Annotated in this window: 11 protein-coding genes; 4 read left to right on the forward strand and 7 right to left on the reverse strand. The window is 63.3% G+C overall.

Annotated elements, in window-relative coordinates; translation table 11 throughout:
- Positions 1-386: 386 nt before the first annotated feature.
- The 3 genes from galE to O7A60_RS29140 all read left to right on the forward strand — a co-directional run bounded on the left by galE (position 387) and on the right by O7A60_RS29140 (position 4,578).
- On the forward strand, positions 387-1,382 hold the full coding sequence (galE, locus tag O7A60_RS29130) for a UDP-glucose 4-epimerase GalE (RefSeq protein WP_337109153.1): 996 nt from the start codon (positions 387-389) through the stop codon (positions 1,380-1,382).
- 117 nt (positions 1,383-1,499) lie between these two features.
- Complete coding sequence (locus O7A60_RS29135; protein WP_337109154.1) at positions 1,500-2,750, forward strand: D-amino acid dehydrogenase; 1,251 nt, start codon at positions 1,500-1,502, stop codon at positions 2,748-2,750.
- A 1-nt stretch (position 2,751) separates the two neighbouring features.
- A complete protein-coding gene (locus tag O7A60_RS29140; RefSeq protein WP_337109155.1) occupies positions 2,752-4,578 on the forward strand; it encodes an alanine racemase in 1,827 nt (608 codons plus the stop codon).
- Here the strand turns inward: O7A60_RS29140 and O7A60_RS29145 are convergent, their stop codons facing one another.
- The 7 genes from O7A60_RS29145 to O7A60_RS29175 form a co-directional block, all read right to left on the reverse strand.
- Positions 4,579-5,955 (reverse strand): FGGY-family carbohydrate kinase, encoded by a 1,377-nt coding sequence (locus tag O7A60_RS29145; protein WP_337109156.1) that lies wholly within the window; start codon positions 5,953-5,955, stop codon positions 4,579-4,581.
- Positions 5,952-6,269: an L-rhamnose mutarotase gene (rhaM, locus tag O7A60_RS29150; RefSeq protein ID WP_337109157.1), complete on the reverse strand. Its 318-nt coding sequence runs from the start codon at positions 6,267-6,269 to the stop codon at positions 5,952-5,954. The genes O7A60_RS29145 and rhaM overlap by 4 nt, the downstream gene beginning before the upstream one ends.
- Positions 6,269-7,270: an ABC transporter permease gene (locus O7A60_RS29155; RefSeq protein ID WP_140510753.1), complete on the reverse strand. Its 1,002-nt coding sequence runs from the start codon at positions 7,268-7,270 to the stop codon at positions 6,269-6,271. The genes rhaM and O7A60_RS29155 overlap by 1 nt, the downstream gene beginning before the upstream one ends.
- Positions 7,267-8,244 (reverse strand): ABC transporter permease, encoded by a 978-nt coding sequence (locus tag O7A60_RS29160; RefSeq protein ID WP_337109158.1) that lies wholly within the window; start codon positions 8,242-8,244, stop codon positions 7,267-7,269. Before O7A60_RS29160 ends, O7A60_RS29155 begins: the two co-directional genes overlap by 4 nt.
- Complete coding sequence (locus O7A60_RS29165; RefSeq protein ID WP_337109159.1) at positions 8,241-9,782, reverse strand: sugar ABC transporter ATP-binding protein; 1,542 nt, start codon at positions 9,780-9,782, stop codon at positions 8,241-8,243. The genes O7A60_RS29160 and O7A60_RS29165 overlap by 4 nt, the downstream gene beginning before the upstream one ends.
- 82 nt (positions 9,783-9,864) lie before the next feature.
- On the reverse strand, positions 9,865-10,860 hold the full coding sequence (gene rhaS, locus O7A60_RS29170) for a rhamnose ABC transporter substrate-binding protein (RefSeq protein WP_015319234.1): 996 nt from the start codon (positions 10,858-10,860) through the stop codon (positions 9,865-9,867).
- A gap of 54 nt (positions 10,861-10,914) precedes the next feature.
- Positions 10,915-11,718 carry a DeoR/GlpR family DNA-binding transcription regulator gene (locus O7A60_RS29175; RefSeq protein WP_027145694.1) on the reverse strand — a complete coding sequence of 268 codons (804 nt, stop codon included), beginning with the start codon at positions 11,716-11,718 and terminating at the stop codon, positions 10,915-10,917.
- Between the two features lie 187 nt (positions 11,719-11,905).
- Here O7A60_RS29175 and O7A60_RS29180 point away from each other — a divergent pair, with 187 nt between their 5' ends.
- Positions 11,906-14,008, forward strand: coding sequence for a bifunctional rhamnulose-1-phosphate aldolase/short-chain dehydrogenase (locus tag O7A60_RS29180; RefSeq protein WP_337109160.1), 2,103 nt, complete (start codon positions 11,906-11,908; stop codon positions 14,006-14,008).
- Positions 14,009-14,018: the final 10 nt, after the last annotated feature.

Genomic DNA, 14,018 nt, shown 5'->3' on the forward strand with positions numbered 1-14,018 from the left:
GCGCGCGGGAACTTGCCCGCGATGCGCTCGAGGTCGGCGAAGACGCGGTAGCGACGCTCGGCATGGAGCTGGTCGATCGCCTCCTCGAAGAAACGCTGGTAATTCATCTCGACTTCCCAATTTTGGGCGGGATCATAATCATTGGCCTTTTGGTCGTCCACCGGGCCGATTTGGTCAAAATGCCACGCCCCGGACCTGTTCCTAACGACGGCGGATCATGGCCTATTCCCAATCCGTGGCACGCTCTTTGGTTCACTTTTGTTTCCGCATGATGCCACATCAAGTGAACACTGGTTACATCGGGTTTTAATGGGCAGACGGCAGACTTTCCAGTAAGGCGGTTGTTGAGACAGTTTCCGATAAATCTAGGGTAAGCGAGGACGCGGATGACGGTTTTGGTGACAGGTGGCGCAGGCTATATCGGCAGCCATATGGTCTGGGAATTGCTGGATGCGGGCGAAAGCGTGGTCGTTCTCGACCGGCTTTCCACCGGCTTCGAATGGGCGGTGGCACCGGAGGCAAGGCTGGTCGTCGGCGATGTCGCCGACAAGGAATTGGTCGGCTCGATCATCCGGGAGAACAAGGTCGACGCGATCATCCATTTCGCCGGTTCCATCGTCGTCCCGGAATCGGTCGCCGACCCGCTCGCCTACTATGAGAACAACACCTCGAAGACACGCACGCTGATCGAAACCGCGGTGCGCGAAGGTGTGCCGAATTTCATCTTCTCCTCGACAGCCGCCGTCTATGGCGGCGCCGGACTGGAACCGGTGCGCGAGGATGCCCGCCTGGCGCCGGAATCGCCCTATGGCCTGTCCAAGCTGATGAGCGAATGGATGCTGCGCGATGCAGGCCTTGCGCACGCCATCCGCTACACGGCGCTGCGCTATTTCAACGTCGCCGGCGCCGACCCGAAGGGCCGCACCGGCCAGTCGACGCCGGGCGCCACCCATCTGATCAAGGTCGCCTGCGAGACCGCGCTAGGCAAGCGCCCGTTCATGCAGGTCTTCGGCACCGATTATCCGACGCCGGATGGCACCTGCATGCGCGACTATATCCATGTCAGCGATCTGGCCGCCGCGCATCGCCTTGCGCTGCAACGGCTGCGCGCCGGCGGCGCCAGCCTCGTCGCCAATTGCGGCTATAGCCATGGCTATTCGGTGCTCGAGGTCATCGACAGCGTGCGCCGCGCCTTTGGCCATGACTTCGAGGTCAGGATGGGCGACCGGCGTCCCGGCGATGCAGCGGCGGTGGTTGCGAATTCCGATCTCGCGCGGTCCGAACTCGGCTGGACCCCGCAGCGCGACGATCTCGACCAGATCGTCAACGACGCGCTGGCCTGGGAGCGCATCCTGACCAGCAAGAACTCCGCGCGGAGCTGAGCGCGCTTTCCCAGGGGCTCACAAGCCCAAGGGCTCGCAAGGTGCGCGGCGACACGCTATGCAAGCATTCGCGATACAGCGTGGAGGCGCCGTGCCGCGAGAGCTTTGGGGGATGGCATGAAGATAACGGTGCTTGGAGCCGGCGTCGTCGGTACGGCGGCCGCCTATTACCTGGCCGCCGACGGTCACGAGGTCACCGTGATCGAGCGCCATCCGGCGCCGGCGCGGGGCACCAGCCAGTCGAATGCCGGGCTGGTGTCTCCGGGGGATGCCACCGCCTGGGCCTCGCCGGCGGCACTTAAGACGTTCCTCCGCGGGCTCTACAATCATGATCTCGGCATCAAGGTGCGGCTGCGCTTCGATCCTTATTTTCTCGCCTGGAGCCTGCGCTTCCTGCGCCAGTGCACGGTGACCCGCCTGCGCGCCAACAGCAAGGTCAAGCTGCGGCTCGCGCTCTATTCGCGCGACTGCATCAATGCCATTTCAGCCGATACCGGCATCCATTATGACGAGCGCAAGAAGGGCATCCTCTATTTCTTCCGCTCGCAGCATAGTCTCGACACCGGCACCGACAACTATCGCTATCTGGCCGAGCATGGCCTGCCGATCGAGATCGTCGGCCGGGACCGGCTGGTCGAGCTTGAACCAGGTCTTGCCGGGGTGAAGGAAAAGATCGTCGGAGGCGTCTACTCGCCGATCGACCAGACCGGCGATTCCCGGCAGTTCGTGGAAAATTTGGCCGCCTACGCCGCCGAAAAGCTCAGCGTGACCTTTCTTTACGGCACGACGGTCGAGGGCCTCGATATCGAGGGCGACCGGGTGCGGGGCGTGATGACCTCGGCCGGACCGATCGTCGGCGACGCAGTGGTCATCTCGATGGGGCCGGAGAGTGGTCTGCTCGGCCGGCGCTACGGCATCGACCTGCCGGTCTATCCGGTGAAGGGTTATACGGCGACGATTCCGCTGGAGGACGAGAGCAAGGGCCCGACCATGGGCGGCGCCGACGAGGATCAGCTGATGGCCTATTCGCGCCTCGGCAATCGCTTGCGGTTGGCTTCGACCGCCGAATTCACCGGCTTCGACCGCACCCACAAGCCCAGCGACTTTGCCACCATGTTCAGGACCGGCAAGGACCTGTTCCCCGGTGCCTTCGACGAGAAGAAGGCGGAGCTGTGGGCAGGTTTGCGGCCAATGATGCCAAACTCGGTGCCGGTCATCGGCCAGGCGAAATACCGCAACCTTTACCTCGACACCGGCCACGGCCATGTCGGCTGGACCATGGCCTGCGGCTCGGGAAAATTCCTCGCCGACCTCGTCGCCAGCCGCAAACCGGAGATCGACCCGCAGGGGTTGGTCTACAGGGGATAAGATGTCGGGACCGCAAGTCGCCATCGACCTTGGCCGCATCGAGCGCAATGCACGCACCATTGTCGATCGTTGCGCGCTTTCGGGCATCAAGGTGTTCGGCGTCACCAAGGGCACTTGCGGCATGCCGCAGGTGGCGCGCGCCATGCTGCGCGGCGGCGTCGCCGGCATTGCCGAATCCCGCTTCGAGAACATCCGCCGACTGCGCGACAGCGGTATCAGCGCGCCGATCATGCTGTTGCGCAGCCCGCCGATGGCGCGTGTGGAGGAAGTGGTGCGCACCGTCGACGTCAGCCTGCAGTCGGAGCTGACGATCATCCGCGAAATCTCGCGCATCGCCGAGCGCATGAGCCGGGTACACGACATCATGCTGATGATCGATCTCGGCGACCTCCGGGAGGGCATCTGGCCGAACGACCTCGTCCCCACAGTCGAGCAGATTCTCGACATGAAGGGCGTGCGCATCGCCGGCATCGGCACCAATCTCGGCTGCTTCGGCGCCATCATGCCGACGGAGGAAAATCTCGGCCAGCTCGTCGCCCATGCCTACAAGACCGAGCGGCTGTCCGGGAAGAGTCTGGACTTCATCTCCGGCGGCGCCTCGTCGTCCCTGCCGCTGCTGCTCGAAGGCAAATTGCCGGCCGGTATCAACAATCTGCGCGTCGGCGAGGCGATCCTGCAGGGTGGTGTGGAAACCTTCCGTGACGTGCCATGGGCCGAACTCGAACCCGATGCCTGCCGGCTGACCAGCGACGTCATCGAGGTCAAGCTTAAGCCGTCGCGGCCGATCGGCACCTCCGGTTACGACGCCTTCGGCAACCAGCCTGTCTTCCCCGACGAAGGCGACAGGTTGCGCGCGATCGCCAATATCGGCCGCGAGGATGTGCTGGTCGAAGGGCTGAGCCCGATCGCCAAGGGCATAAGGGTGCTCGGCGCCTCCAGTGACCATCTGCTGCTCGATGTCCAGGACGCCGATCCGCCGCTCGCCGTTGGCGATCGCGTCGCCTTCCGCATGAGCTATGGCGCCATGCTTTTGGCAATGACTTCGGAATATGTCGAAAAAGCACCAATGCACGATGTCGCGGATTTCTCCGGCCGCAAGATGGTGTCGATTTCGGCCGAAGCGGAAGCGGCCCGCATCCTCGCCCGGGAGGGAACCGGCGCCCGGCTGGAGGCGATGAATTTCGATGTCGTCGAACTGGCCGATATCGATCGGCCGCCCTCAGGACTGCTCCGTCTGGCTGCAGCCGCCGATCGTCGTATCGCTCACAAGGCGCTGACGGCGACGGCGCGCGCGACGCACTCCTTCGGCCTGATCTGGATCGATTCCATCGCCGCGCTGATGCCCGAGGACGAGGACGGCATCGACCTGCCGGAAGTGTCGGTACTGGCGCGCTCGCTTGGCCTCGACCACAAGGCCGGCGCGCTGCAGCCGCAGCTGTCGCCGGAAAACGTTGTCATCGTCGGACTGCGCCATGCCGACCCGGCCGAAGTGCGGGTGCTGAAGGATTCGCGCGTCTCGGCCTTCACCATGACCGACATCGACGCCATGGGCATGCGCGACCTGATGCACGAGGCGATCCGCATCGCCACCTCGGGCACGCAAGGCTTTCACGTCAGCTACTCGCCTGATGTGACCGAATTCGCCGGCTGGGCGGCTGGTTCCGGCGGCCTCACCGTGCGCGAGACGCATCAGGCGATGGAGGCGATCGCGCTTTCCGGCGGACTGCTGTCGATGAATGTCTCCGGTTTGAGTGCCGATCTGGAGCCCAGGATCGGCACCGATACCATCAACTTCGTCATGTCGGCCTTCGGCAAGCGGATCCTCTGATCAGCCAATAGCCTCGACGGCCGCCCGCCACGCGCGCGCATACTCCGCCCAGGCCGGATCGGCCGGCGGCTCTTGTGTCTGGCCCTTGCCATGCGCGGCACCCTGGTCCGATGCCAGTAGGGCGGCCCCGATGCTGGTGCCGGTAGCGGCTTCCGATGCGATGACCGCGCGGCCGGTCCTGGCGGCAAGCATCCGCGTGAACAATTGGTTGCGCGCGAAAGGTCCCTCGACGGTCGTCGGGCCATCGCCGCCGATCAGGTCGAGGCAAATGGCGGTCATCAGCGCCAGGTAGAAGGAGATCGCGGCAAAGCGCTGGCCGGGAGGGATGGCCTCGCCCTTGCGCCATGCGGCGGTGTGATGCGGAAATGGCCCCGAGCCTTGCTGGATCGAAGGCAAAAGCAATGTCTTGCGCGCCAGGACCGCGGTGACATCGCTGTCGTTCCAGTTCTGCGCCGAGCCTTCGGTCAGCAGTGAGAATTCGCGGCCGCCCATGAACCGCGCCGAGGGCACGGGATTGCCGAGGGCATTGACATTGACCAGCGTATCCCTTGCTGGATCGAGCGCGACCGCCTTGCCGCCGACCGCCATCGATACCACCCAGGTGCCGGTCGAGACCACCGAGAAGGGCGGCGCATCGGACAGGAGATGCGGCAGCAGGGAGGCGTTGGAATCGTGCAGGCCGCAAAAGACCGGCGTTTGTGGGTCGAGCCCGATCCGCTCCGCAAGCGCGGGCAGGATCGAGCCAAGACGGTCCCTGGCCGGCCGCACGGGCGCCATCAGGTCGCGCCAGCCCAGGCGGTCGACCAGCGCCGAAAAATCCCCCGTCCAGGGGTTCCACAGATCGGTGTGGCAGCCGAGCGAGGTGACCTCGTTGGCGACGATACCGGTCAGGCGCAGCGCCCAGTATTGCGGGTACATCAGCATCGCGGCGGCCCTGGCGAACTCCGTCGGGAAGCTTTGCTGCTGCCAAAAGAATTGCGCGCCGAGATTGAGGCCGAGCGGCAGGCGCGGCGTGCCGGTCTCGGCGAAAGGCGGGCGGATCGCACCATAGCCTTCCGCAAGCTCGTCGGGCCCGTCGAATTCATAGTCGAGAACAGGCAGCACGAGTTCGCCGGAGGCATCGACCAGCACGCCGGTCGCGCCATGGGTGGTGATCGAAATCGCGTCGATGCGCTGTTCGCGGTTGAGCGCGGCAAGGCTGTCGAGGATGAAAACCCACAGCGCTTCGACATCGTGATGCGGATAGGGCGCCTGTCGCACCGGCGCATTCGCCCTGCGGCGCAGCGCTGCCTCGCTCAATGTGGCGAGATCGACCAGCGCCACCTTGGCGTTGGTCTTGCCGATATCGATGACGGCGACGTGGCGGATCGCGCTCATTCCATATGGAACATTATTTCCAGGGGCACCGCCACCGGTTCATTGTCCGGCCTGGTCTCCATGATGTCGGCCATTTCAGCCCACCAGCGCTGCATCACCGGATGCTTCGGCAGATCGTCCATGCCGTGACCATCGCGCCGCCACAGCACCCCAAACAGGATATTGGTCTCTTCGTCGAGATGGATCGAATAGTCGGAGACGCCGGCCTGCTTGAGCAACGCGACCAGCGCCGGCCAGATTTCATCGTGGCGCTTCTTGTACTCGGCCTTCATGCCGGGCTTGAGCATCATCTTGAATGCGTACTTCTCGGGCATCAGGCCAGGCGTCCCCCGCGCAGCCGCCGCCAGACGATCGGCAGCGCGATGACGATGATCAGGAGCAGGCCTATGAAGATCGACATGACGATGCCGGGCACGTTGAGCAGGCCGAGGCCGAAGGTCACCAGCCCCATGATGAAGGCGGCGAGCACGACGCCCAGAATGCTGCCGGCGCCGCCAAGGATGCTGACGCCGCCCAACACCACCATGGTGATGACTTCGAGCTCATAACCTTGGGCGATGGACGGCCGTGTCGAGCCGAGCCGCGAGGTGATCAGCACCGAGGCGATGCCCGACATCAGGCCGGTCAGGCAAAACAGGATGAATTTTATGCGGCCGACGCGCACGCCGGAAAACTGTGCCGCGACCGGATTGTTGCCGATGGCGAAGACACGACGGCCGAAACTCGTGCGGTGGAGCATGAACCAGTAGACGACAGCCGCGATGAGGAAGAGCACCAGTTCGAACGACACCACCCACCAGACGTAACCCTGGCCGAAGAAGGCGAAGCTTTCAGGATAGCCCTTGTAGGCCTGGTCGCCGAGGATGATGAAGGCGATGCCGCGAAACAGGCTCATCGTGCCGATGGTGACGACGATGGAAGGCAGGCCGAGGCGCGTGACCAGCAGCCCGTTGAAGGCGCCGCAGCCGAGGCCGACGACGATGCCGATCAAGACAAGCACTGGCGTGCCGGCGCCGGCCTGCACCGCCATGCCCATCATGGTCGATGCCAGCGCGATGATGGCGGCCACCGACAGATCGATCTCGCCGGAGATGATCAGCAATGCCATTGCAAAGGCGATCAGACCCTTTTCGGTGAAGTTGAAGGTGAGATCGGAGAGCGAATAGGGGTCGAGGAAATAGGGTGAGGCGAAACTGTTGATGGCAAAGATGGCGATAGCCACCACGACCAGCAGCGCTTCCCAGGAAAAGATCGCCGAAGAGAGCGGCTTGTCGAGCCGATCGGGAATGTGGCGAGGGGCGGGGACGTCGGTCATGCCGCTTCCACCTTTCTCAGGATGATGCGGCCCTGCTGGCGTTCGCCGCGCGCGTTGAGCACGACGGCCAGGATGATGGCGCTGCCCGAAATCGCCATCTGCCAGAAGGGCGAGATGTTGATGACCGGCAACGCGTTGGAGATGATGCCGAGGAACAGCGCACCGAGCACGGCACCCCCGACCGAACCGATGCCGCCGGCGATCGAGATGCCGCCGATGACGCAAGCGGCGATGATGTTGAGTTCATAGCCGTTGGCGACCTCGACCGAGGCAATGACGTAGCGCGAAATCCAGAGATAACCGGAGAGGCCACCGATCATGCCGGAGATGCAGAAGACGATGAATTTCGTGCGGCCGACATCGATGCCGGCATAGACCGACGCCGTCGGATTGACGCCGATGGCGTAGATCGAGCGGCCGAGCGCGGTGCGTGTCATCAGCACGAAGAACAAGCCGATGACCAGTATGGCGATCAAGGACAGCACGGGAATGCCGAGGAAAGCAGCGCGCTGGAAACCGATGAAGTCCGGGCTCATCTTGTCGGCATTGACCCAGGCGCCGCCGGACAGGACGAAAGTAGCGCCGCGATAGATGGTCAGCGTGCCAAGCGTCACCACGATCGAGGGGATGTTCAACCGCCACACCAGCAGGCCGTTGATGGCACCGAGCATCAGCCCGACGGCGAGCGCGATGACGACCAGCAGCGGGATCGGGATTGCTGGATGGGCGGCGTTCAGCATCGCCACCACCATGCCGGTGAAGCACAGATTGGAGGCCATCGACAGGTCGATGGAGCGGGTCAGGATAACGACCATCTGGCCGAGCGCCAGGATCATCAGGATCGAGGTGTCGTTGAACACCTGGCGCAGGTTGCCTGCATCGGCAAAGGCCGGAAAGCGCGTCGAGATCAGCCCGATCAGCACGACGATGGCCGCGAGCAGCCAGATTTCGCGGTATTTGAGGAATGCTTTCATGCCGCGATCCCCGCTGCCGTCCTGACCAGCGTCTCGGCGTCCAGTCCCTTGTTGTCGTAGACCGCCGCGACGAGACCCTCGCGCATGACGACGACGCGGTCGGACATGCCGAGAATTTCGGGCAGTTCGGACGACACCATGATCACCGACAGGCCCTGCGCCACAAGCTCCGCCATGAAGCCGTGCACGGCGGCCTTGGAGCCGATGTCGATGCCCTTGGTCGGCTCGTCCAGGATGATCACCTTGGGTGTCGTCGCCAGCCATTTGGCGATGACCACCTTCTGCTGGTTTCCCCCCGAAAGCGTTCCGACATCCTGGCTGAGCGAGGAGGCCCTGAGGTCAAGCCTTTCTGTAAAGGAACGGGCCAGCGAAAATTCCTCCGCCAGCCGAAGCACGCCGGATTTGGACGTCCGGGCGAGCGAAGGAAGAGAAACATTCTGGAAGATCGGCAGGCCGATCACCACGCCCTGCTTGCCGCGTTCCTCCGGCACGTAGACGATGCCGGCCTCGATCGAATCCGCCGCCGATTTCGGCGCGATCGCCTTGCCCTCCAGCGTGATCGTGCCGCTGCTGGTGCGCGTGATGCCTGAAATCGCCTGCATGACCTCGCTGCGCCCGGCACCGACCAGGCCGTAGAAGCCGAGGATCTCGCCCTTGTGCAGCTCGAAGCCGATATCGTTGAATTCGGTCGGGTGCGACAGGCCGGAAACGGAGAGCACCGGCGCGCCGATCTCGGCCTTGCGCTGCGGAAAGATGTGGTCGACCGCGCGGCCCACCATCATGCGCACGATCTGGCTCTGGCCGGCATCCCTGATCAGGCCTTCGCCGACCATCTCGCCGTCGCGGAACACGGTGTAGCGGTCGGCGATGCGATAGATCTCGTCGAACTTGTGGCTGATGAACAGGATCGCCTTGCCCTGCTCCTTGAGGAACTCGATGAGCAGGAACAGCTCCTCGATCTCCTTCATCGAAAGGGCGGCGGTCGGCTCGTCCATGATGACGATCTGAGAATCGATCGACATGGCCCGCGCGACGGCGACGAGATGCTTGTTGGCGATGCCGAGATCCCTGAGCCGCGCATCGGCGTCGATATGGCCGGCATGCATCGTGTCGAGCACTTCCCGCGCATTCTTGCGCATCGTGCGCCAGTCGATGGTGCCGAAGCGGCTGCGCGGCGCATGGCCGAGGAAAATGTTTTCGGCGACGCTCAGATCGTCGAACAGAACCGTCTCCTGATGGATGGCGGTGACGCCGATTCCGAAGGCCGCATGCGCGCTGGGCAAGGTGACGGGCTGCCCGTCGATGCTGATGGTCCCCGCGTCGGGCTGGTAGATGCCGGTCATGATCTTGACCAGCGTCGACTTGCCGGCGCCGTTTTCACCGATCAGCGCGGTCACCTGGCCTGGATAAAGCGAAAGGCTGACATTGTGCAGCGCCCGTACGCCGGGAAAGCTCTTGGAGATGCCGGACAGCGTCAGGCGTGGAGCCGAGGCCGCAGGCCGCTCCTTTGTCTCGCTGTGTTGGGCTGTCGTGTCCATATCCGTATCAAGCCCTGAAACTAGGTCCGTTTGAAGTCGCGGCGGGACCAAAGCCCCGCCGCGCCATTGAAGGCCGCCAGGATCAATAGATCTTGGAGAACTTCTCGATGTTGCTCTTGTCGAACTGGAAGGGCGGAGCCATCGCGGCCGAATTGGTGTCGTCGAGCGTCACCTTGCCGACGCGGCCGATCGACAGCGTGGCGCCCGGCTTGGCCTCTTCCTTCTTCACCGCCAGGTCATGGGCGAGGTAGACTGCGGAGTAACCGAGATCGATCGGGTTCCACAGCGCAACGGCCTGGCTGGCGCCGTTGTCGATGAACTTCTTGAACTCCGACGGCAGCGCCAGGCCGGTGACGTTGACCTTGCCGATCAGGTTCTCGTCGGTGACGACCTGGGCGGCGGCGACGACGCCGACGGTGGTCGGCGCGATGATCGCCTTCAGGTTCGGATAGGACTTCAAGAGGCCCTTGGCCTCGTCGGTGCTCTTCGCCGAGTCGTCATCGCCATAGACGGTGGCGACCAGCTTGATCTTGGGGAACTTCTCCGGCAGCACCTTCTTGGCCGCTTCGATCCAGGAATTCTGGTTGGTCGCGGTCGAGGAGGCCGACAGGATGGCGACATCGCCGCCTTCCGGCAGATAGTCGGCGGCCAGCTTGATGATGGTCTCGCCGATCAGCCCGGTGTCGGACGGGTTGAGGTGAAGCTGGCGGCCTTCCTTGGCGACGCCCGAATCCCAGGAGATGACGGTGATGCCGCGCTCCATGGCCTTCTTCAGCACCGGCACCAGCGCGTCGGCATCATTGGCGGAAATCGCGATGGCGTTGACCTTCTGCGCGATCAGCGAATTGACCACTTCGATCTGCGCCTCGGCGGTCGCCTTGGTCGGGCCGGTGTAGATGATGTCGACGTCGCCGAGTTCCTTGGCCGCCTCTTGCGCGCCCTTGTTGGCGGCATCGAAGAAGCCGTTGCCGAGCGACTTCACCACCAGCGCGATCTTGACGTTCTCGGCGTAGGCGGCATTCACGAACATGGCGGCCGAGAAGGCCGCCGTCACCATCAATTTCTTCAGAAAGCTCATCGTTTTTCCTCCCTTGAGCGTTGCATTCCATCGCCGCTGCGGCGTGAGGCTGTCTCAGGCCTGCAGTGAAGATTCTTCCTTTGTCGACTTGCGGGCGACGATCAGCGTCACCCCCGCGGTTTCCAGCATCTTTGCCTCGCGATCCTCGATGCCGTCATCGGTGATGACGGTTGCGATGCGCGAAAGGCCACACAGGATCAGGCTGGAGCGTTTGCGGAATTTCGAGGAATCGACCAACACCACCAGTTCGTCGGCCTGGTCGATCAGCTTCTGCTCCGCCTGGATCAGCAGCGGATCGCCTTCCATCAGGCCGAGAGGCCCCAACCCTTGAGCGCCCATGAACATGCGGCGCGCGTAGAAATTGCGCGTCACGTCGTTGTCGAAAGGCGACAGGATGATGTTCTGCTCGCGATAGATCGTGCCGCCCGACAGCATCACCGTGTTCTTGGAGTGCTTGAGCAGGTGCTCGGCGATCGGAAACGAATTGGTGAAGATCGGCATGCGGCGGCCGGTCAGGAAATGCACCATCTGGAAGGTGGTGGTGCCGCCATTGATGATGATCGGCTCGCCGTCCTTGCACAGTTCGACCGCTTCGCGTGCGATGGCCCGCTTCTGCGCGGCGTTGAGCGTTTCGTTGACGGAGAAGGGGCGGCCCGCCAGCCCGATGAACTGCGGCGGCGAGATCGCCTCGGCGCCGCCGCGCACCCGGCGCAGGCGTTTCTGGACATGGAGAGCAGCGATGTCGCGCCGGATCGTCGCCTCGGAGGATTCCGTCAGGTCGACCATCTCCTGCACCGTGACCACAGGTTTTTCCTGGACGGCGGACAGAATGATCCTGTGGCGCTCTTTTTCGTGCATGGTTCCTCCCTGCCTCAGCATCTAGGCACCCAAAACGAGCAGTGTCAATCATTTCCGATCAAATAATTTCATTGTGCAGTGCAATATGATTGATGTTGATCGTTTGTGATTGACAAGCTCGCCTCTTGCGTAGACATTCCTGGGCGAAAAAGGCGCGCATCGTCCGCGCTCCAAGGGAGGATTACCTATGCTCGACAAGCGCTCCGGCTCGCGCCTCGCCAATCTGTGGGATGATGCGAAGGCACAGGGGATGAGCGAGCCCGAGCTTCTGGTCTATCGCTCGAACACGCTCGGCTCCGACAAGCGCGTCACCAATTATGGCGGCGGCAATACCTCCTCGAAGATCTGGCAGAAGGATCCGCTCACCGGAGAGAATGTCGAGGTGCTTTGGGTCAAGGGCTCGGGCGGCGACAGCGCCTCGATTAAACTGGACGGCTTCGCCACCCTCTACATGGATAAGTTGCGGGCGCTGAAGGGGCTTTACCGCGGCGTCGAGCACGAGGACGAGATGGTGGGCTATCTGCCCCACTGCACCTTCAACCTCAATCCACGCGCGGCCTCGATCGACACGCCGCTGCACGCCTACGTGCCGAAGCCCTTCGTCGACCACATGCACCCCGATGCCATCATCGCCATCGCCGCCGCGAAAGATTCCAGGGCGCTGACCAAGGAGATCTTCGGCGACGTCATTGGCTGGCTGCCGTGGAAACGGCCGGGCTTCGAGCTTGGCCTGTGGCTGGAGAAATTCTGCCTCGAATACCCAACCGCCAAGGGCGTCATCCTCGAAAGCCACGGCCTGTTCACCTGGGGCGACACTCCCAAGGAGTGCTACGAAACGACGATCTCGGTGATCAACCAAGCGATCGAGTGGTTCGAGCGCCGCTCCGAAGGCGTGGCGATTTTCGGTGGCGAAGTAATGAAGTCGCTCGACGCCGCTGACCGCCGTGCCGTTGCCGCCAAGCTGATGCCGAGAATCCGTGGCCTGATCTCGGAAAAGAGCCACAAGCTCGGCCATTTCGACGATTCGGCCGCCGTGCTCGAATTCGTCAACTCGAAAAATTTGCGCCCGCTGGCCGCGCTCGGCACCTCGTGCCCGGATCATTTCCTGCGCACCAAGATCCGCCCGCTGGTCATCGAATTCGATCCGGCAAAGCCTGACGTCGATGCCGTCATCGCGCGCCTCGCCGACGACATTGCCGAATATCGTGTCGGCTACCAAGCCTATTACGACAGCTGCAAGCATGCGGATTCGCCCGCGATCCGCGATCCCAATGCGGTGGTCTATCTTATGCCCGGCGTCGGCATGTTCACCTTCGCCGGCGACAAGGCGACCGCACGCATCTCGGGCGAATTCTACGTCAATGCCATTAACGTCATGCGCGGCGCGTCCACCGTCTCGTCCTATGTCGGCCTGCCCGCGCAGGAGGCTTTCGACATCGAGTACTGGCTGCTCGAGGACCTGAAGCTGCAGCGCATGCCGAAGCCGAAGTCTCTCGCCGGCCAGATCGCGCTGGTCACCGGCGGCGCCGGCGGCATCGGCCGGGCTACGGCCAACCGCCTGCTGCGCGAAGGCGCCTGCGTGGTGCTGGCCGATATCGACGAGGCGGCGCTCGCCAGTGCCAATGAGGAACTGGCCAAGGTCTTTGGCATGGATTTCGTCCGGCCGGTCCTCATCAACGTCACCTCGGAGGATCAGGTCGTTGCCGGCTTCGCCGAGACGGCGGTCGAGTTCGGCGGCATCGACATTCTGGTCTCCAATGCTGGCCTTGCGTCCTCGGCGCCGATCGAGGAGACGACGCTGGCGCTGTGGAACAATAACATGGATATCCTGTCGACCGGCTATTTCCTGGTCTCGCGGGAAGCGTTCCGGCTGTTCCGGGTACAGAAGATCGGCGGCAATGTCGTCTTCGTCGCCTCCAAGAACGGCCTTGCCGCATCGCCCAATGCCGCCGCCTATTGCACCGCCAAGGCCGCCGAAATCCACCTGGCCCGCTGTCTCGCGCTGGAAGGCGCGGAAGCGCAGATCCGGGTCAATGTCGTCAACCCGGACGCTGTGTTGCGTGGCTCGAAGATCTGGACCGGCGAGTGGAAGGAACAACGCGCCGCCGCCTACAAGATGTCGACCGACGATCTCGAAGAGCACTACCGCTCGCGCTCGATGCTGAAGCGCTCCGTCTTCCCGGAAGACATCGCGGAGGCGATCTATTTCCTCGCCTCCGAGATGTCGGCCAAGTCGACCGGCAACATCATCAACGTCGACGCCGGCAACGCACAGAGCTTTACGCGCTGAGCTAACGTCG

It is taken from the genome of Mesorhizobium salmacidum (SeqCode), assembly GCF_037179605.1.
Taxonomy (GTDB): domain Bacteria; phylum Pseudomonadota; class Alphaproteobacteria; order Rhizobiales; family Rhizobiaceae; genus Mesorhizobium; species Mesorhizobium salmacidum.